At 69.8% G+C, this 16,664-nt stretch carries 16 protein-coding genes; 9 read left to right on the top strand and 7 right to left on the bottom strand.

Annotated elements, in window-relative coordinates; genetic code table 11:
• The coding region (locus MVA01S_RS22415; protein ID WP_060941696.1) for an ATP-binding protein at window positions 1-1,865 on the bottom strand (1,865 nt) is incomplete at its 3' end.
• On the bottom strand, window positions 1,862-3,013 hold the full coding sequence (locus tag MVA01S_RS22420; protein ID WP_003930961.1) for a metallophosphoesterase family protein: 1,152 nt from the start codon (window positions 3,011-3,013) through the stop codon (window positions 1,862-1,864). The genes MVA01S_RS22415 and MVA01S_RS22420, both read right to left, overlap by 4 nt.
• 113 nt (window positions 3,014-3,126) lie before the next feature.
• On the opposite strand from MVA01S_RS22420, the gene MVA01S_RS22425 reads away from it, so the two are divergent.
• Complete coding sequence (locus tag MVA01S_RS22425) at window positions 3,127-3,651, top strand: SixA phosphatase family protein (RefSeq protein ID WP_040541561.1); 525 nt, start codon at window positions 3,127-3,129, stop codon at window positions 3,649-3,651.
• Window positions 3,652-3,662: 11 nt separating this feature from the next.
• Here MVA01S_RS22425 and MVA01S_RS22430 read toward each other — a convergent pair whose 3' ends face one another.
• Window positions 3,663-4,208 carry a DUF3558 domain-containing protein gene (locus MVA01S_RS22430; RefSeq protein WP_003930959.1) on the bottom strand — a complete coding sequence of 182 codons (546 nt, stop codon included), beginning with the start codon at window positions 4,206-4,208 and terminating at the stop codon, window positions 3,663-3,665.
• Window positions 4,205-4,816 (bottom strand): DUF3558 domain-containing protein, encoded by a 612-nt coding sequence (locus tag MVA01S_RS22435; protein WP_040541560.1) that lies wholly within the window; start codon window positions 4,814-4,816, stop codon window positions 4,205-4,207. Before MVA01S_RS22435 ends, MVA01S_RS22430 begins: the two co-directional genes overlap by 4 nt.
• Window positions 4,817-4,940: 124 nt before the next feature.
• Between MVA01S_RS22435 and MVA01S_RS22440 the strand changes: the two genes are divergently transcribed.
• The 3 genes from MVA01S_RS22440 (at window position 4,941) to MVA01S_RS22450 (ending at window position 10,804) form a co-directional block, all read left to right on the top strand.
• Window positions 4,941-6,674: an ABC transporter ATP-binding protein gene (locus MVA01S_RS22440; RefSeq protein WP_003930957.1), complete on the top strand. Its 1,734-nt coding sequence runs from the start codon at window positions 4,941-4,943 to the stop codon at window positions 6,672-6,674.
• Complete coding sequence (locus tag MVA01S_RS22445) at window positions 6,671-8,575, top strand: ABC transporter ATP-binding protein (RefSeq protein ID WP_040541556.1); 1,905 nt, start codon at window positions 6,671-6,673, stop codon at window positions 8,573-8,575. Before MVA01S_RS22440 ends, MVA01S_RS22445 begins: the two co-directional genes overlap by 4 nt.
• 66 nt (window positions 8,576-8,641) lie before the next feature.
• The gene (locus MVA01S_RS22450) at window positions 8,642-10,804 is read left to right on the top strand and encodes a molybdopterin-containing oxidoreductase family protein (RefSeq protein ID WP_003930955.1); all 2,163 of its coding nucleotides are present in this window, start codon (window positions 8,642-8,644) and stop codon (window positions 10,802-10,804) included.
• On the opposite strand, the gene abmR is transcribed toward MVA01S_RS22450, so the two are convergent.
• Entirely contained in the window at window positions 10,801-11,367 is a 567-nt protein-coding gene (gene abmR / locus MVA01S_RS22455) for an ATP-binding transcription factor AbmR (RefSeq protein WP_003930954.1), read from the bottom strand. The two genes, MVA01S_RS22450 and abmR, sit on opposite strands and share 4 nt — an antisense overlap.
• Before the next feature lie 121 nt (window positions 11,368-11,488).
• On the opposite strand from abmR, the gene MVA01S_RS22460 reads away from it, so the two are divergent.
• On the top strand, window positions 11,489-12,349 hold the full coding sequence (locus MVA01S_RS22460) for an AIM24 family protein (RefSeq protein WP_003930953.1): 861 nt from the start codon (window positions 11,489-11,491) through the stop codon (window positions 12,347-12,349).
• Between the two features lies 1 nt (window position 12,350).
• Here the strand turns inward: MVA01S_RS22460 and dtd are convergent, their stop codons facing one another.
• Together dtd and MVA01S_RS22470 are read right to left on the bottom strand one after the other, a co-directional pair.
• The gene (dtd, locus tag MVA01S_RS22465; RefSeq protein WP_003930952.1) at window positions 12,351-12,782 is read right to left on the bottom strand and encodes a D-aminoacyl-tRNA deacylase; all 432 of its coding nucleotides are present in this window, start codon (window positions 12,780-12,782) and stop codon (window positions 12,351-12,353) included.
• Window positions 12,783-12,791: 9 nt separating this feature from the next.
• Window positions 12,792-13,442: a DUF305 domain-containing protein gene (locus tag MVA01S_RS22470; RefSeq protein ID WP_003930951.1), complete on the bottom strand. Its 651-nt coding sequence runs from the start codon at window positions 13,440-13,442 to the stop codon at window positions 12,792-12,794.
• A gap of 84 nt (window positions 13,443-13,526) precedes the next feature.
• Between MVA01S_RS22470 and MVA01S_RS22475 the strand changes: the two genes are divergently transcribed.
• The 4 genes from MVA01S_RS22475 to MVA01S_RS22485 all read left to right on the top strand — a co-directional run bounded on the left by MVA01S_RS22475 (window position 13,527) and on the right by MVA01S_RS22485 (window position 16,649).
• Window positions 13,527-13,733 (top strand): heavy-metal-associated domain-containing protein, encoded by a 207-nt coding sequence (locus MVA01S_RS22475; RefSeq protein WP_003930950.1) that lies wholly within the window; start codon window positions 13,527-13,529, stop codon window positions 13,731-13,733.
• A 5-nt stretch (window positions 13,734-13,738) separates the two neighbouring features.
• Window positions 13,739-13,888 carry a hypothetical protein gene (locus tag MVA01S_RS31570; protein ID WP_003930949.1) on the top strand — a complete coding sequence of 50 codons (150 nt, stop codon included), beginning with the start codon at window positions 13,739-13,741 and terminating at the stop codon, window positions 13,886-13,888.
• Entirely contained in the window at window positions 13,885-16,098 is a 2,214-nt protein-coding gene (locus MVA01S_RS22480) for a heavy metal translocating P-type ATPase (protein WP_003930948.1), read from the top strand. The genes MVA01S_RS31570 and MVA01S_RS22480 overlap by 4 nt, the downstream gene beginning before the upstream one ends.
• Window positions 16,099-16,307: 209 nt before the next feature.
• Entirely contained in the window at window positions 16,308-16,649 is a 342-nt protein-coding gene (locus MVA01S_RS22485) for a hypothetical protein (protein ID WP_003930947.1), read from the top strand.
• The last annotated feature ends 15 nt before the right edge of the window (window positions 16,650-16,664 follow it).

Genomic DNA, 16,664 nt, shown 5'->3' on the forward strand with positions numbered 1-16,664 from the left:
GCCGCGGCCGCGAGCTCGGCCTGGGCGGCCTGCAGCTTCTCCAGCAGCCGCGCCGCCCGCAGCCCGCGGGCGGCCAGCAGTTTGCCTGCCTCCTCGGCGACTTTGCGGTGGGTCTCGCAGTCGCCGATGGCCTGCTGGTGCGCCGCGGTGGCCTCGACGAGCTCGCGCCGCTGCGCCGCCGCGTCCATCGACCCGTCGGCCTCGAAAAGTCCTTCCTCGGCAGGCATGCGGGACTGCAACGTGCCCAGCCGGGTCCGCAGCTCGTCGATGGAGTCGTCAGCGGTCAGCGCCTCCAGGATCGCCCGTACCTGCTGCCGGGCGGCCCGCAGGTCGCGGCGGCGCCGGTCCAGTGCGCGCGCGGCGTCGATGTTCTCGACGCCGGCTTGCCGCAGCGACTCGGACAGCTTGGCCGTCGCGGTGTCGAGCACCGTCTGGGTGGCCGCCGCGGACGCCCCGGGCACCACCTGCACCTTCAGCACACCCGGCAGGTCGATCCCGGTCGCGGTGCCCGTCGCGGCCGTCCAGGCTTCGCCCGCCGCCAGGCAGACCTGCTGGCCGTCGATGCTCAGCTCGACATCGGCGGCGGCGGTGATCTCGATGTGGGCCGAGGTCTGCTCGACGGCGGCGGTGGCCCGGTCGACGGCGGCCGCGGCACTCTCGATGCCGGCCAGCATCGCGTCGGTGAGCGTGATCGCCGCCAGATCGTTCTGCGTGGTCGCGAGCTCGCGTTCGTGCCGCTCGATCGCCGCGATCCGGGTGGTGAGGCGGTCCACCTCCTCACGGTCGGCCAGCCGCTGCACCGCGCCGCGGGCGGTGTCCACCCGCTCCTGGGCGGCACTCAGCGCGGTTCGCGCCTGTTCGGCCGCCTCTTCGGCGGCGACCTGCATCTCCTTGGCGATGTCCAGTTCGCCTGCGGCGGCGTCGGATTCGGCCTGCAGGGCCGCGACCGCGGCGGTGCGTTCGTCGATCTCGGCGCGGGCACGACGCCGCTCGGTCAGCGCCGCAGAGGACACGGTGTGGGCGGAGCGGGCCGCATCGGCGCGCACCGTCGCCTGATCGAACTCCGCGCGCAGCACCGCGACAGCCTGGGCAGCGCCCCGCGCGGCGTCAAGCCGCTGTGCGGCAGAGGCGCATTCGGCCTCAAGGCGGGCCAGCTCACCGGTGAGCCCGGCATGGGTGCGTACCGCTTCGTCCACCTCGGCCATCGCCGCGGCACAACGCGCCACGTCCTCGTCGGCCGCGCGCAGCCGCGTGGTCGCCGCCGCCCATTCACCGGTGGGCCGACCGGTGGTCGTGAAGTAGCGCCGGAACTCCTCCTCGACGCGGTCGATGAGCAGCGTCTCCATGTTCCCCGCGGCGGCCGCAGGCGCGTCGTCGACCTCACCGGCCACCACGTCCAGCGCCCGGGACAGCGCATTGCAGCCCGACAATTCCACCGCCGAGGTCGGCGCCGACTGCAGCACCCGCTGCGCCTGCCACAGGTCCAGGTCGACGGACTCGGCGAGAATCGCGCGCACCCGTTCGTGTGCCTCGTCGCCGGTGAGCTGTTCGCGCCGCGGACTCAACACGGTCAGCTCCGTCTCGGGCCGCTTGTGAAACCGCTTGCGGTACACGAAACGGTAAGGGCCGGCGGAGATCTCGGCCGTCACCTCCGCGCCGACGTCGGCGTGCGTCGGCTTGACCTGCTTGACTTCTTTCCTGCTGGAGCGGTCCTTGGATTCCAGCAGCAGGTCGAGCGCCTCGAGCATGGAAGACTTGCCCACCTCGTTGGGGCCGCTGACCACGACCACCCCGCGATCGGGGAACTCGATGTCGCGGTGGGTGATTCCGCGGTAGTTCGTCAGGACCAGTCGGTGCAGCTTCACGCCGCGCCCCCTTCGGTGAGACGCAGCAGCAGCGCCAGCGCCGCGCGGGCGTCCTCGGCGTCGTTGCCGGTCGTCCGCGCGGTGGCCACCAGCTCGTCCACCGCGGCGGCGGCGAAGCCACCGATCCCGAGGTCGTCGAACTCGCCGTCGGCGGGCATCACCGCCAGGTCGGTTTGCTTGTCCCACGGCACCAGCGCCGCGAACAGCCGCGCGTAGCGGTCCAGGCAGGCGTCCAGCGCAGCCCGGTCGGTGACGGTGAGCGACCCGGTCAGCCCGAGCCGGATCACCGTGTGTTCCTTGTCGGGCATCTGGTCGAGGTTGATGTCGAGGTCGGCGACGTCGCGGCTGTCGTCCACCGAGTGCTTCAGCGACATGAAGCGCCAGGTGCCGACCCGGCGCGCGTCGACCTGCACCGGCCGGGCCGGGTCGGACTCATCGATGTCGACGACGAGCACGTGCCCGGGGTCTGGTTCGATGTCGTCGTAGTTGGTGACCTCCGGCGAGCCGGAGTACCAGACCCGGCCGGTGGCGCCGACACTCATCCGGGAGTGCTTGTCGCCCAGCGCGACATAGTGAACGGCGCCGCGGCTGATCGCGGCCTCGACGGTGGCGAGCCCGATCAGCGACGGCCGGTCCTTGTCCGGCACCAGGATGTCGACGGCGCCGTGACCGACGACGACACGCGTCACCCCTGGCTCTGCCGGCAGTTCGTCGAGGACCCGCCCGACCAGGTCGGTGGTCGGGGCCTTGGAGGACCACGGCGCGGCCACCAGCTCGAGCCCGGGACGGACCTCGTGCACGCCGGGCCGGTCGAGCACCACGACGTTGTCGGGCTTCTCGGAGGTGAACAGCGCGCTGGTGTACACCGAGGACGCGTCCAGCGGATCGTGGTTGCCCGGCAGCAGGTAGACCGGCACCGTGATGGCGCGCATGGCCTCCAGCGCGGTGCTGACCTCGCGCGGGGCCAATTGGTTGTGCTCGAACACGTCTCCGGCGACCACGACGAACTCCGCGCCCATGTCGGCGGCCAGCGGCCCCAGCGCGCTGACCGCGCTGCGCCGCGACGCCGAATACCGTGGCTGCGCATCGCCGTTGAGGTAGTGACGGGTCATCCCCAGCTGCCAGTCAGCAGTGTGCAGAAATCGCATGTCGCCCCGCCCCCTTTGCGTCGTCGCCGGCTGTGTTTCTCATGGCATGGCTACTGTAGGGCCGCCCCCCGACAACTCCGTGGACCCGCACCGGCATGGCCTACGGTTGTCGGATGAGTCACCGACACCGCACCCTCGTGCTGCTCCGCCACGCCAAGTCGGACTACCCGGACGGGGTCGTCGACCACGACCGTCCGCTGGCCGAGCGCGGGGTCCGGGAGGCGGCGCTGGCCGGCGAGTGGATCAGGGCCAACGTGGGTGACGTGGACGCGGTGCTGTGTTCGACGGCGACGCGGACCCGGCAGACCCTGGAACGCACCGGCATCGCCGCACCGGCGGAGTTCGTGGACCGTCTCTACGACGCGACGCCCGGCGTGGTGATCGAGGAGATCAACGCCGTACCGTCGCGCTTCACCGGTGACGTGTCGACCCTGCTGGTCGTCGGGCACGAGCCGGTGATGTCGTCGCTGGCCCTGGGGCTGGCCGCGGACCCGGACACCGACGCCGACAACCGTGCCTACCAGCAGGTCTCGGCGAAGTTCCCCACCTCGGCGATCGCGGTGCTGCACACCACCGCACCGTGGGACCGGCTCGCGCTGCGCGGTGCCCGGCTCGTCGACTTCCACGTCCCGCGCTAGCGCGGGGCCGGTCAGGCCCTGGTGGCCAGCGTCAGTTCCATCAGCTTGATCGCCATCCCGCACGCGTCCATCCCCGGCGTCTGGGGGTTGACCCACCAGCCGACGACGCCGGCGGCGTCACTGGCGACACCGCACGCGCCGTTGGGATCGTTGGGCCGCATGACGATTGACGAGATGCCCGCGACCGACCGATTCTCGATCTGATACTGCAACTGCTCGGCCACGTCCCGCTCGTTGTCGAGGCTGCCGGTCTCGAACCAGAAGCGGGTGATGTCGACCAGCCCGGCCGGGTTCGCGGCCTGCCAACGGCAGATCGCGCCGACGAACGTGCTCTGGATGTCCAGCGGGTCGGCGCCCACCGTCTCGGCGAGGATGTCCTCGGTGAGGACCTCGCACTCCTTGAGCAGGTTCGGGTACTTGCGCTCGGAGTTGTCGTTCCGGGGCACGGTGCCGGTGCCGGACCTGGCGGCGGTGCCCTCGACGGTCTGCGTGCAACCGGTCAGCACCACCAGCCCGGCCAGCGCGGCGACCATCCCGGAGAGCAGGCGGCGGGTCATTTGGAGTTCACGATCGACTGGCGGGTGAGTTCCTTGGCGACCTCACACGCGTCCGGATAGGGCGGCTGGGCGTAGCTGATCGACCATTCGATGAAGTCGTCGTCGAACTGGATGCCGACCTCACACAGGTTCACGCCGATCTTCGGGTCGGGGTCCTCGTTGATTCCGATGAAGCCGTCGTAGCCCTCGATGTTGATGTCTTCCACGCTGGTCCGGGACAACTCCATGGTCTTGCGCTCCCGACCGATCGGGCTCCCGCGGAACCACGAGAACGAGAAGTGCGGCCCCAGGATCGATCCGCCGGAGAGCCACTGACACCCGACCGACGTCTTGGCGGTGTTCACCAGTCCCGGCACCTTGGTCTGCTTAGTGATCTCCTCGTCGCTGACGCCGCCGCACTCGGGGAAGAACGGCCCGTGCGACACGGTCTCCTGCACCGGCGCCTCGCTCGACGGCACGGTCGGGCCCTGCGGCTCGGAGTCCGAGCAGCCGGCGACCACGGGGAGGATTGCCACAGCAGCAACGGCCAGCCCCCGGCGTACGCGAGGAGCAATGACCGACACCGCAGGCCGACGATGTCCGCGGAAGCTGGAGTTCACGCCATGCACTGTAGCGGCACCCTTCACCACCAACCACCGACAGGCCGATTGACCTGCCTATTTATCGGATTCTCAGGCGCGGTGGCGGCTCGCCCGGCACGGCGGACGCCCGACGGTGTGCGACAGTAGCGGGATGCTCTGGGGGCTGCTCCGCCGGTACGCACGGCCCTACCGCAGGCTGCTGACGATCGTCGCGGCGCTTCAGGTGGTCAGCACGCTGGCAACGCTGTATCTGCCCACGGTCAACGCCGCGATCATCGACGACGGGGTCGCCCAGGGCGACCTGCGCCGCATCGTCGAGCTCGGCGCCGTCATGCTCGCCGTCACGGCCCTGCAGGTGGTGTGCGCGGTCGGCGCGGTCTACTTCGGGTCGCGCGCCAGCATGGGCGTCGGCCGCGACCTGCGTTCGACGATGTTTCACCACGTCACCGGGTTCTCCGCGGAGGAGACGGCGCGGTTCGGCGCCCCGTCGCTGCTGACCCGCACCACCAACGACGTCCAGCAGATCCAGTTGCTGGTCCAGCTGACCTGCACGATGCTGGTGACCGCGCCGATCATGAGCGTCGGCGGCATCCTGATGGCGATCCACCAGGACGCGGGCCTGTCGTGGCTGCTGGCGGTCGCCGTGCCCGTGCTCGCACTGGCCAACTACTGGATCGTGTCGCATCTGCTGCCCATCTTCCGCAGGGTGCAGGGTCAGATCGACGGCATCAACCGGGTGATGCGCGAGCAGCTCACCGGCCTTCGGGTGGTGCGGGCGTTCGCCCGGGAATCGTTCGAGCGCAACCGGTTCGCCGAGGCCAACACCGCACTGGCGGGCAGCGTGCTGGAAGCCGGGCGCTGGCAGGCGCTGATGCTGCCGGTCACCACGCTGGTCATCAACATCTCCAGCGTGGCGTTGATCTGGTTCGGCGGAATGCGCATCGACGCCGGGCAGATGCAGGTCGGGTCACTGATCGCGTTCCTGTCCTACTTCATGCAGATCCTGCTCGCGGTGCTGATGGCGACGTTCATCCTGGTCATCATCCCGAGGGCGTCGGTGTGCGCGGAGCGGATCACCGAGGTGCTCACCACCGAGCCGGCGATCGTCAACTCCCCCACCGCGACCTCGCCCGCGGCCATCACCGGCGAGATCCGGTTCGACAACGCGACGTTCAGCTATGCCGGCGCCGATCGTCCGGTGCTGCAGGACGTCTCGTTCACCGCCAGGCCAGGGACCACCACCGCGATCGTGGGGTCCACCGGCTCCGGCAAGTCGACGCTGGTGGCGCTGGTGTGCCGGCTCTACGACGTGACCGCGGGCGCGGTGCTCGTCGACGGGGTCGACGTCCGCGACCTCGACGTCGACCGCCTGTGGGACGCGATCGGGCTGGTGCCCCAACGGGGTTACCTGTTCTCCGGGACCGTCGCCGAGAACCTGCGGTACGGCCGCTCCGACGCGACCGAGGAGCAGATGTGGGCCGCGCTGCGCGTCGCGTGCGCCGACGACTTCGTCGCCGCCCATCCCGACGGGCTGTCCATGCCGGTGGCCCAGGGTGGGATGAACTTCTCCGGCGGCCAGCGGCAGCGGCTGGCGATCGCCCGCGCGGTGATCCGCCGACCGACGGTCTACCTGTTCGACGACGCATTCTCCGCACTCGACGTGCACACCGACGCGCGGGTCCGCCAGCAGCTGCGCGAGGTCTCCGCGGGCGCCACGGTGATCATCGTCTCGCAGCGCATCTCGACGGTGTCCGGCGCGGACCTGATCGTCGTCGTCGACGACGGCCGCGTGGTGGATGCCGGGACCCACGAACAACTGCTCGCCGGCTGTCAGCCTTACCGGGAGTTCGCGGACTCGCAGTCGGTGCCGGTGGGTGAGCGATGAGCGGACCGCTGGCGCGTCCGATGCGGATGAACGAGCCGCCCCAGACCCGGTCCCGCGACTTCAAGGCCTCGGCGATCCGGCTGCTCAGGAGGCTGACCCCCCATCGTCGGCTGACCGCCGCGGTGATGTTGCTCGGGGTCGGTGGCATCGCCGTGAGCGTGGTGGGTCCGCGGATCCTCGGGCACGCAACCGATCTGCTGTTCAACGGCGTGATCGGCCGCCAGCTGCCGGCGGGCCTGACCAAGGAACAGGCGATCGAGGCCGCCCGGGAACGCGGCGACGGCACGTTCGCCGACCTGCTCTCCGGCATGGACGTCGTCCCCGGCCAAGGGGTGGACTTCGGCGCGGTGGCCCGCACGCTGGCGCTCGCGTTGGGGTTGTATCTGGTTGCGGCGCTGATGGTCTGGGTGCAGGCGCGGCTGCTCAACGTGGTGGTGCAGCGCACGATCATGATGCTGCGGGCCGACGTCGAGGCCAAGGTGCACCGGCTGCCGCTGCGGTACTTCGACTCGCGCCAGCGCGGCGAGGTGCTCAGCCGCGTCACCAACGACGTCGACAATCTGCAGCAGTCGCTGACCATGTCGATCACCCAGCTGCTCACCTCGGTGCTGACCGTGTTCGGTGTGCTGGTGATGATGCTGACGATCTCACCGCTGCTGACCCTGCTCACCGTGGTCACCGTGCCGCTGTCGCTGTGGGTCACCCGGTCGATCGCCAAGCGGTCACGCACGCTGTTCGTCGCGCAGTGGACCAACACCGGCAGGCTCAACGCCCACATCGAGGAGACCTACAGCGGTTTCACCGTCGTCAAGACCTTCGGCCACCGCGCGCACGCCGAGGAGCAGTTCCGGGAACTCAACGACGACGTCTACCAGGCCAGCTTCGGGGCGCAGTTCCTGTCCGGGCTGGTCTCCCCCGCGACGATCTTCATCGGCAACCTCAGCTACGTCGCGGTCGCGGTGCTGGGCGGGGTGCAGGTGGCCACAGGTCAGATCACCCTCGGCAGCATCCAGGCCTTCATCCAGTACGTCCGCCAGTTCAACCAGCCGCTCACCCAGATCGCCGGCATGTACAACACGCTGCAGTCCGGCATCGCCAGCGCCGAGCGGGTTTTCGACCTCCTCGACGCCGAGGAGGAGAGTCCGGACCCGCCCAGGGCCCTTCCCGCCGGGGACGGCGTAAGCAGCGGCCGGGTGGAGTTCGAGCGGGTGTGGTTCGGGTACCGGCCCGACGTTCCGGTGATCGAGGATCTCTCGCTGATCGCCGAACCCGGCACCACCGTGGCCATCGTCGGACCCACCGGCGCGGGCAAGACCACCCTGGTGAACCTGCTGATGCGGTTCTACGACGTCGACGCCGGACGGATCACCCTCGACGGGGTCGACATCGCGTCGGTGAGCCGCGAGTCGCTGCGTTCCCGGATCGGGATGGTGTTGCAGGACACCTGGTTGTTCGCCGGGACGATCCACGACAACATCGCCTACGGCCGCCCCGACGCCGCCCCCGACGAGGTGCTCGAAGCGGCCAGGGCCGCATACGTCGACCGCTTCGTGCACACCCTGCCCGACGGCTACGACACCCGCATCAACGACGGCGGCACCAACATCAGTGCCGGGGAGAAACAGCTGATCACCATCGCCCGTGCGGTGCTGGCCCGACCGCGGCTGCTGATCCTCGACGAGGCCACCAGCTCGGTGGACACCCGCACCGAGGTGCTGATCCAGCGGGCGATGAGCCGGCTGCGCCGGGACCGCACGAGTTTCATCATCGCCCACCGCCTTTCGACGATCCGCGACGCCGACATGATCCTGGTGATGGAGGCGGGCAGGATCGTCGAGCGCGGCACGCACGACGAGTTGATGGCCCGGCACGGCGAGTACTGGACCATGGCGAGCCGCTGACGGTGTGAGCGGACCGCTCAATCGCATTCGCCGGACGCCCGCGGGACGCTCGGGCACCATGGCGGCATGAGCCGCACCGTGCACACCTTCTGCCGGTACTGCCTGGCCGCGTGCGGGGTGGAGGTGACCGTCGACGGCAACCGCGTGGTCAAGATCTCCCCGGACAAGCAGAACCCGCACAGCTGGCGGGATTTCTGCGCCAAGGGCCGCACCGCCCACCAGGTGGTCGAACACCCCCGCCGGATCGTGGCGCCGATGAAACGCGTGGACGGCCGGTATGTCGAGACCGGCTGGGACGAGGCGATCGACGACATCGCCGCGCGGCTCAACGCGGTCATCGACGCCGACGGGCCCGACGCGGTCGGTGCGTACTACGGCAACCCGGCCGGCTACTCGTCGTCGAACCTGATGTTCATGAACGGCTGGCTGGACGCCGTCGGCACGTTCAACCGGTACGCGGTGGGCTCGGTCGACCAGAACGCCATGCACGTGGTGGCCGAGAAGATGTACGGTTCGGCGCTGCTGGCGCCGGTCTCCGACGTCGACAACTGCGACTACTTCCTGCTGGTCGGCGCCAACCCTGCGGTGAGCGCCTGGAATTGGCTGGAATCGGTGCCCGGTGGCTGGCACCGCGCGCTCGCCCGCCGGCGACAGGGCGCCACCATCGTGGTCGTCGACCCGGTGCGCACCGAGTCCGCCGAGAAGGCCGACGTGCATCTGCCGGTGCGACCGGGACAGGACTGGGCGCTGCTGCTCGCGATGGTCAAGGTCATCCTGGACGCCGGCCTGGAGCATCGGGGCGACTGCGCCGACCTGGCGGTGGGCACCGACCGGTTGCGCACGCTGGTGGCCGAGGCGGACCTCGACGACCTCGCCGCGCGCTGCGACCTGCCGCGCGATCAGATCGTGGACGTGGCAAGGTCTTTCGCGACAGCGCCGCGGGCGATGGTGGTGACCAGGACCGGGGTGTCACTGCATCTGGCCGGCACGATCGGCGAATGGCTGGGTCACGTCCTGAACGTGATCACCGGCCGCATGGACCGGCCGGGCGGACGACGGTTCGAACCCGGCTACGTCGACGGGCTGCGGCTGGCCGGGCTGGCCGGCACGAAGCCGCACACCAGCCGCCTGCGGGGCCGGCCACTGGTGGCGGGCGCGCACGCGCTCAGCGAACTGCCCGACGAGATCACCACACCCGGGCGCGGTCAGATCCGTGCGCTGCTGATCAACAGCGGCAACCCGGTGGTCTCCGGACCCGACGGCGCGAAGCTCGATCACGCACTGTCGCAACTGGATCTGCTGGTCGCGATCGACTTCGTGCAGCGTGAGAGCCACCGGCACGCGCACTGGCTGCTGCCCGCCGTGCACTGGCTCGAGCGTGCCGATCTGCTGGCCTTCACCAGCAACCTGCACGACGAGCCCTACCTGCATTACGGCGTGCGCGCCGTCGAGGCGCCGCCGCTGGCCCGACCCGAGTGGCGCATCTTCGTCGACCTGGCGCTGGCGATGGACCGCCCGCTGTTCGGGGCGCCGGGACTGAACCGGTTGGTCAGGACGTCCAGGAGGCTGGCCCGCCTGACCGGAAGGGCGGGGCTGGAATTCGGCCCGGACTGGGTGGACCGGCTGCTGGTGGCGACCGGCCGGAAGGTCGGCGGACGACGCATCCGATGGTCGGACGTGCGCGCACATCCGCACGGCTGGGTCCTCGGGCCGCGGGAGTTCGGGCACTTCCGGGACGCGTTGCGTACCCCGGACAAGCGGGTGCACGTCGCGCCGCCCGAGCTCGTCGCCCGCGCCCGCGAGCTGCTCGCCGAACCGGTGCCGCAGCCGCCGCCGGACTACCCGTTCCAGCTCGGCAACCGCCGTCACCGGCACTCCATGAACTCGTGGCTCAACGAACTCCCGGATCTGCACCCCGCAGGCAGGGGCAGCGAGGTCATCGTCCATCCCGAGGACGCGGCCCGGCTCGGCATCGCTGACGGCGATCGGGTGACGGTGCGCTCCCCCGTCGGCGCGGTCGAGCTGAGCGCCTCGGTCAGCGAGGCGACCCGGCCTGGCGTCGTCGTCATCGACCACGGCTGGGGCTCAAGAGTTTTCGACCCGCACGCCGGGTCCGCTCCGCAGTCCTACGGTGTCAACCGCAACCTGCTCGTCGACGGCGAACCGGTGGATCCGCTGTCGCAGACCTCGGCGCTGAACTCCAGCTACGTGGCGGTCACGCCGGCCTAGAGTTGCGGACCCGCCGCCCGCAGGTCGTCGACTTCGCGCATGGCGTCACGCAGTTGGCTCAACCACTCGTCGGCGTGGTCGCCGACCAGTCGCACCGACCACGCGAGGGCGTCGGAGCGCGACCGGGCCACGCCGGCGTCGACCAGCGTGTCCAGCACCCGGCGTTCGGGTTGCCGCAGCCGCGTCATGACCGGAACGGCGAGGTGGGTGAACAGGATTCGCTCGGTGCGGGCGTCGACGGGAATGTCCACACCCCAGGAGACCTTTCGCCCGTAGCGCGCCTCGGCCTCGTCGGCGATCTGCATGCGCTCGGGGCGCGTCTGTTCCCGGAAACGTGCGGCGCGCCCGGAGGCGCGGGCCTCGCTCTCGGGGTCCTCGGCGTCGGGAAGACGACCGATGACGGTGATCTCTTCGCGGTCGACGATGACCTCCGGGTCACCGGCGAACCAGGTGTCGGGCAGTCGGCCGGCGAACCAGTCGCCGGCGTCCCCCGCGTCGGGTTGATCGGCCTGCTGCCAGCCGCCGGGGCGGCCGGCCCGTCGGCCATGGGGATGATGTCGCATGATTACATGCTTACACCCTTACAGCGTGGGCGGGGAGGCTCTTCGCCGACAGCGGAACCCGCAGTCCGGAGGGCATCGGTTCTAGGGTGAATGGCACCACTCACACCCCGAGGAGGCGGCGATGACAGCACCCGGACCAGGCAGTTGGCAACCCGATCCCGAGGGCCGGTTCGACTACCGATGGCATGACGGACAGCAATGGACCGATCAGGTGTCCCATCAGGGACAGCTGCAGCGGGCACCGCTGGGCGGTCCGCCCCCGGCCCAGGCCGGCCCCTCGCAGGCACAGCCGGTCGGCGGGGCCGACGGATTCGCCGGCATCAGCGGTGATCTCGTCGACGGACGCTTCAGCGAGAAGGAAGCCCAGCCGATCGCCAATCAGAACACCAAGCTGCTCCGCGTCCGGCTGGGTGAACCGTTCATGGCCCGGCAGGGCTCGATGGTGGCCTACCAGGGCAACGTCGACTTCGCCTTCGAGGGCGGCGGGGCGTCGAAGTTCCTGAAGAAGGCGCTGACCGGTGAGGGGCTACCGCTGATGCGGTGCCACGGCCAGGGCGACGTGTTCCTCGCCGACCGGTCCTACGACGTGCACCTGCTGAACCTGACGAACTCGGGCCTGTCGATCAGCGGCAAGAACGTGCTGGCGTTCTCGTCGAGTCTCGACTGGAACATCGAGCGCGTCAGGGGCGGCAGCGTGGTTGCCGGTGGGCTGTTCAACACCACACTGCGCGGCACCGGCTGGGTCGCGCTGACCACCGACGGACCGCCGGTGGTGCTCAACGCCGCCGAAGCCCCCACCTTCGCCGACACCAACGCCGTGGTCGCGTGGTCGGCGAACCTGCAGACCCAGCTCAAGACCAGCTTCAAGGCCGGCGCGCTGATCGGCCGCGGCTCCGGGGAGGCGATGCAGGTCTCGTTCTACGGCAACGGGTTCGTCATCGTGCAACCGTCCGAGGGCGTCCAGGTCTCCATGCCCCAGTAGGTCAGAGCTCCAGTAACACGGTCACCGGCCCGTCATTGACGAGCTCTACCTGCATGTCGGCGCCGAAGACACCCGTGGCCACCTCGGCGCCGAGGTCTGCCAGGGCCGCGGCGAACGCCTCGACCAACGGCTCGGCGACCGGGCGGGGCGCCGCGGCGTTCCACGTCGGCCGTCGCCCCTTGGCCGTGTTGCCGTACAGGGTGAACTGGCTGACCACCAGGATCGGCGCACCGATGTCGCAGGCCGACTTCTCGTCGTCGAGAATTCGCAGCTGCCAGAGCTTTTCAGCCAGACGCCGCGCCTTGGCCCGGTCGTCGTCGTGGGTCACCCCGACGAGGGCGAGCAGCCCCTGACTCTGCGGGCGGATCTCACCGACCGTCTCGCCGGCCACCGTCACCCTGGCAGAGCTCACCCGCTGCACGAGGATTCGCATGCGGTGAACCTACAGCGAGCCGAGGATCTCCTTCATCGTGGCGATCTCGCGCTGCTGGGTCTCGATGATCTCGTGCGCCAGATGCACCGCCTCCTGCGCCTGCCCGGTGTCGACCTCGGTCTGCGCCATCCTGACCGCACCTTCGTGATGGGCGATCATCCCGGTCAGGAACTGCTTACCGGCCTCGGCGCCTTCGGCCCGGCGCAGCTGCTCGAGCTGCTCGTCGGTCATCATGCCCATCGCCGCGTGCGCCGACGGGTCCCCGCCCATGTCGTGACCCTCGTGGCCGGCCGCCGCGGGGGTGCCCCAGTCGGTCAGCCACTGCCGCATCGTGTCGATCTCCGGCCCCTGTGCCGCCTTGATCTGTTCGGCCAGCTCCGTCACCCGGGGGTCGATGCCCTGCTTGGCCAGGATGATGTCGCTCATCACGATGGCCTGCTCGTGGTGCGGGATCATGTCGCGGGCGAACGCGGCGTCGGCCTCGTTGTGGCCGGCGTGCTCACCGTGGCCGTCGCCGGCGGCCTGCGACGTCGTCGGGTGTTCATGGGTGGCGTGGTCGTGCTCGGCCGACTCGGTCCCCACGTCACTGCACCCGGAGAGCAGCAGCGCGAAGGTGGCGCCCACAGCGCCCGCCCCTGCCAGCAGACTGTGTCTGGACATCAACCTCGTGCTCCCTTCGTGTGACTTCATACCCTAGGGGGGTATAGTACAGCCAGGTTGTACACATCCGTGGAGAGGAGCCTGATGAGCACCACCACCATCACCGTCGAGGGTATGAGCTGCGGAGGATGCGCCAACTCGGTGCGCGCCGAGCTCACCCACATCCCCGGTGTCGTCGGGGTCGACGTGGACATCACCAACGGTACGGTGACGATCGACAGCCAGGCCCCCGTCGACCCCGCGGCCGTCCGCGCGGCGGTCGAGGAGGCCGGCTACACGCTGGCGGGCTGACCGCCATGACCGCCCCGGTGAAGATCGCCACATTCGTCGCCATGCTCGCGGTGGTGTTCGCGGTCTCGCTGTGGGTGGGCCACACCGTCGGCCCGGCACCCGCTCCCGGTCCCGCCAGCGACCATTCCCACCTCCACGAAGGTGACCATCGGTGAGCACCGTCGAACTCAACATCAGCGGAATGACCTGCGCGTCGTGCGCGGCGCGCGTCGAGAAGAAACTCAACAAGCTCGACGGGGTCACCGCGACGGTGAACTTCGCGACCGAGAAGGCCCGCGTCGAGTACGGCGACCCGATCTCCCCCGCCGACCTCGTCGCCGCCGTCGAATCGGCCGGCTACCACGCCGCACTGCCGGAACGCTCCCCCGAGCCCACCGACGAACCGGCCGACCCGGCCGCTGCGCTCAAGCGCCGCCTGCTGATCTGCGTCGCGCTGTCGGTACCGGTGATCGCGATGGCGATGGTCCCCGCGCTGCAGTTCACCTACTGGCAGTGGCTCTCGCTGACACTGGCCGCACCGGTGGTGGTCTGGGGCGCCTGGCCCTTCCATCAGGCCGCGTGGACGAACCTGCGCCACGGTGCGGCGACCATGGACACGCTGATCTCGGTGGGCACCCTGGCCGCGTTCGGGTGGTCGCTCTATGCACTGTTCTGGGGCACTGCCGGCATTCCGGGGATGACGCACCCGTTCGAACTGACCATCGCCCGCATGGACGGCAGCGCCAACATCTACCTCGAAGCCGCCGCCGGGGTGACGACGTTCATCCTGGCCGGTCGCTACTTCGAGGCGCGCGCCAAACGGCAGGCCGGCGCGGCCCTGCGCGCGCTGCTGGAGATGGGCGCCCGCGAGGTCACCGTCCGCAGAGGCGGTGCGGAGCAACGCATCCCGGTCGAGCAGCTGCTGATCGGCGACGTGTTCGTGGTACGTCCGGGCGAGAAGATCGCCACCGACGGCGTGGTGGTGGAAGGCATGTCCGCAGTCGACGCGTCGATGCTCACGGGGGAATCGGTTCCCGAGGAGGTGCAACCGGGCGATCAGGTGGTCGGTGCGACGGTGAACGTCGACGGCCGGCTGGTGGTGCGCGCCGAGCGCGTCGGCGCCGACACCCAGCTGGCCCAGATGGCCCGCCTGGTCGAGGACGCACAGAACGGTAAGGCGCAGGCGCAGCGACTCGCCGACCGGATCTCCGGGGTCTTCGTCCCGATCGTGATCGCGCTGTCGGTGGCCACCCTCGGATTCTGGCTCGGCACCGGGCACTCGGTGGCTGCGGCGTTCACCGCTGCGGTGGCCGTGCTGATCATCGCGTGCCCCTGCGCGCTGGGGCTGGCGACGCCGACGGCGCTGATGGTGGGCACCGGCCGCGGCGCGCAACTGGGCATCCTGATCACCGGGCCCGAGGTGCTGGAGGACACCCGACGGGTTGACACCGTGATCGTCGACAAGACCGGCACCGTGACCACCGGGAGCATGACGCTGATCGACGTGTTCGCCGCCGACGGGGAACAGCCCGACGAGGTGCTGCGGACCGCCGGCGCGGTCGAGCACCCGTCCGAGCATCCGATCGCGCGCGCCATCGCGTCGGGTGCGCTGGAGAAGTTCGGCGAACTGCCCGCGGTCGCGGCGTTCTCCAACCTGCGCGGCCTCGGGGTGTCCGGAGAGGTGAACGGGCGTGTGGTTCTGCTGGGCCGGACCCGGCTACTGGCGGACCGGGCGTTCGACATCCCCGACGAGATCAACGGTGCGCTACTGCAGGCCGAGTCCGACGGCAGGACCGCGGTCGTGGTGGGCTGGGACGGGCGTGCCCGCGGCGTACTGATGGTCGCCGACGCGGTGAAACCGACGTCCGCCGAAGCGATCTCGCGGCTGAAGCAGTTGGGCCTGACACCGATCATGGTGACCGGGGACAACGAGGCGGTCGCGCGCGCAGTCGCCGCCGAGGTCGGCATCGACACGGTGATCGCCGGAGTGCTGCCGCAGGACAAGGTCGAAACGGTCAAGCGGCTGCAGCACGACGGCAAGGTGGTCGCGATGGTCGGCGACGGCGTCAACGACGCGGCGGCGCTGGCCCAGGCCGATCTGGGGCTGGCGATGGGCAGCGGCACCGACGTCGCCATCGAGGCCAGCGATCTGACGTTGATCAGCAACGACCTGCGGGCGGTCCCGGACGCCATCCGGTTGTCGCGCAAGACGCTGAGCACGATCAAGGGCAACCTGTTCTGGGCGTTCGCGTACAACGTCGCGGCCCTGCCGCTGGCCGCGGCCGGCCTGCTCAATCCGATGATCGCCGGCGCCGCAATGGCGTTCAGCTCGGTGTTCGTCGTGACCAACAGCCTGCGCCTGCGCGCGTTCACCCCGTCGCGCTGATCACGGCCCGCCGCAGACCGGGCGCAACGGTGGCTGCGCGATTAATGAGATGTCGCGCGCGGCCGTCCGGGCTAGGTTGGCACTGATCCCAACATCGGAGGCGGATGATGTGTGCGGACTCGGAAAGCACTTACGGGGAGCCGCTGTTCGCAGCATTTCCCCAGTGGCGTGCGCTCGCTCGGCGAGAAGTGAACCGCCACGGCGAGGAAATGGTTGCCATCGACGTGAGTGCGCCGGCCGCCGCGGACGTCGACGAGGGTTTGTGGATCACGTGGGGCGACGGGGAGATCACCGTCGGATTCGGCGACTATCACCAGCACTTCGAAGGATGGCTGGGCGATGACAGCTGGCTCGGCGAGAACGGCGCGATGGCGCTTGTACAAGGAATCATCGATGAACGGCTTGCGGTCGCAACGCTGTTCGACGATGACGAGGCTGTCGCCTACACGATGATCGAGACCGGCGAGCTGAGCCGGCCAGTGGTGAGCGACCGATCCTTCAATCGGATTCGGGCGCGCTCGTGGAACGGCGCATTCAACGCAGACCCCTGACGGCAATTCACAACC

This window comes from Mycolicibacterium vaccae NBRC 14118 = CIP 105934 (assembly GCF_001552715.1).
Lineage (GTDB): Bacteria > Actinomycetota > Actinomycetes > Mycobacteriales > Mycobacteriaceae > Mycobacterium > Mycobacterium vaccae.

Bases quoted from the DNA above. Each gene is read 5' to 3' on its own strand.
- MVA01S_RS22420 (WP_003930961.1), bottom strand. From the start codon at position 3,013: ATGCGATTTCTGCACACTGCTGACTGGCAGCTGGGGATGACCCGTCAC.
- MVA01S_RS22425 (WP_040541561.1), top strand. From the start codon at position 3,127: ATGAGTCACCGACACCGCACCCTCGTGCTGCTCCGCCACGCCAAGTCG.
- MVA01S_RS22430 (WP_003930959.1), bottom strand. From the start codon at position 4,208: ATGACCCGCCGCCTGCTCTCCGGGATGGTCGCCGCGCTGGCCGGGCTG.
- MVA01S_RS22440 (WP_003930957.1), top strand. From the start codon at position 4,941: ATGCTCTGGGGGCTGCTCCGCCGGTACGCACGGCCCTACCGCAGGCTG.
- MVA01S_RS22445 (WP_040541556.1), top strand. From the start codon at position 6,671: ATGAGCGGACCGCTGGCGCGTCCGATGCGGATGAACGAGCCGCCCCAG.
- MVA01S_RS22450 (WP_003930955.1), top strand. From the start codon at position 8,642: ATGAGCCGCACCGTGCACACCTTCTGCCGGTACTGCCTGGCCGCGTGC.
- abmR (WP_003930954.1), bottom strand. From the start codon at position 11,367: ATGCGACATCATCCCCATGGCCGACGGGCCGGCCGCCCCGGCGGCTGG.
- MVA01S_RS22460 (WP_003930953.1), top strand. From the start codon at position 11,489: ATGACAGCACCCGGACCAGGCAGTTGGCAACCCGATCCCGAGGGCCGG.
- dtd (WP_003930952.1), bottom strand. From the start codon at position 12,782: ATGCGAATCCTCGTGCAGCGGGTGAGCTCTGCCAGGGTGACGGTGGCC.
- MVA01S_RS22470 (WP_003930951.1), bottom strand. From the start codon at position 13,442: ATGTCCAGACACAGTCTGCTGGCAGGGGCGGGCGCTGTGGGCGCCACC.
- MVA01S_RS22475 (WP_003930950.1), top strand. From the start codon at position 13,527: ATGAGCACCACCACCATCACCGTCGAGGGTATGAGCTGCGGAGGATGC.
- MVA01S_RS31570 (WP_003930949.1), top strand. From the start codon at position 13,739: ATGACCGCCCCGGTGAAGATCGCCACATTCGTCGCCATGCTCGCGGTG.
- MVA01S_RS22485 (WP_003930947.1), top strand. From the start codon at position 16,308: ATGGTTGCCATCGACGTGAGTGCGCCGGCCGCCGCGGACGTCGACGAG.